The organism is Limnospira sp. (assembly GCF_051859755.1).
Classification (GTDB): Bacteria; Cyanobacteriota; Cyanobacteriia; order Cyanobacteriales; family Microcoleaceae; genus Limnospira; species Limnospira fusiformis.
In genome coordinates this window covers 1-1,185 of record NZ_JBIMLI010000351.1, presented here as the reverse complement: position 1 = coordinate 1,185, position 1,185 = coordinate 1, and the positions used below count along the sequence as shown (strand labels likewise).

1 protein-coding gene is annotated in these 1,185 nt (G+C 43.0%); it reads left to right on the top strand.

Going from position 1 to position 1,185, the window contains the following annotated elements; all coding sequences use genetic code 11:
* Nucleotides 1-499 precede the first annotated feature (499 nt).
* Nucleotides 500-1,015, top strand: a complete 516-nt coding sequence (locus tag ACTIE0_RS24555; protein ID WP_006622026.1) for a DUF2808 domain-containing protein — start codon at nucleotides 500-502, stop codon at nucleotides 1,013-1,015.
* Nucleotides 1,016-1,185: the final 170 nt, after the last annotated feature.

Genomic DNA, 1,185 nt, shown 5'->3' with positions numbered 1-1,185 from the left:
TTATCCTCAACTCTTCTCGCTTATTATACCGTATTGCCCTAAAATATTAACCTAATTTGAGATTAAATCATGCTCCTTTCGGGTTTAGCACTCCTATTTGTTTGTGGCAATTGATTAGTGACGAGCGAAACCCGTCCCTACAGGATTCTATGATAGCGATCGAAATTTGATCTGCCTTGGGAAAGCGCGTCATATCAGAACATTTGTCATTTTTTGATGACAACCACTAAATCTGACAGCACCCCACCTAGCTGGCCGTCTAGGTTGAAGTAGCTAATCAATCAAAATGTGCAACCTTTGCTACAACAGGCTAATCACTGCTACCACAGCAACTCGACACAATGATGATGATTGTGTCAGAATGAGTGTCTAGTTTGACATCATAATCGTAGTTGTTCCCATTGATTGATATCTTTAGTTTGTCTTTATTTCGAAAATAATCCTTTAACCATAAGTCAAATTGTTACCGCCGTTACACTTATCGCAGGAGTTTGTATCAATGAAAATCCGTTCTCTAGTTTCTGGTTTGACACTGACTGGCTTTTTGTTGGGAGCTTTTCCGACTCTGGTTATGGCGCAATCAGGTCCTGGTGTGACTTTGTTTGGTGGACCGGAAAGGGCGAATTTGCTCAATTTCTTTCTACAAAGTGGCCGCTCTGGTCGCTGGGACCGCTACAGATTAAGAATTCCGTCTAGGAAGTTAAATATGGCTGTGGCTTTGATCTCGATTTCGTATCCTGAGCATTTCGAGGGTAGATTTGACCCCGATCGCATTGAGGTTCGTATCGGTGATCAGTCAATTCCCCTAGAGGAGGTAATCTGGGATGCCGAAAACAATTTTATTGAAATCTATCCAGAAGAACCCATCCCAGCCGGACAGTCTTTAGAAATTGTGATGTCAAACGTCAGAAATCCTACTTTTGGCGGGATGTTCCACTTTAATGCTAATGTTCGCAGCCCCGGTGATGTGCCTCTGTTACGCTATGTTGGTACTTGGGTCCTCAGTATTGATTAACAGATGCTGGGGCGGTTGAGTTGATTATCGCTCAACCAACTGGCTGTCAGGTTTTCTGGAGCATGATTTAATCTCAAATTAGGTTAACATTTGACGGCCATACGGTATAATACCAAGTATGGTGCGAGACCTTCGGGTATGAAATAGAGCTGAAATGGGCGTGGGGACTA

What these genes read in the sequence shown, in the direction of transcription:
- ACTIE0_RS24555 (WP_006622026.1), top strand. Translation starts at nt 500, where the DNA reads ATGAAAATCCGTTCTCTAGTTTCTGGTTTGACACTGACTGGCTTTTTG.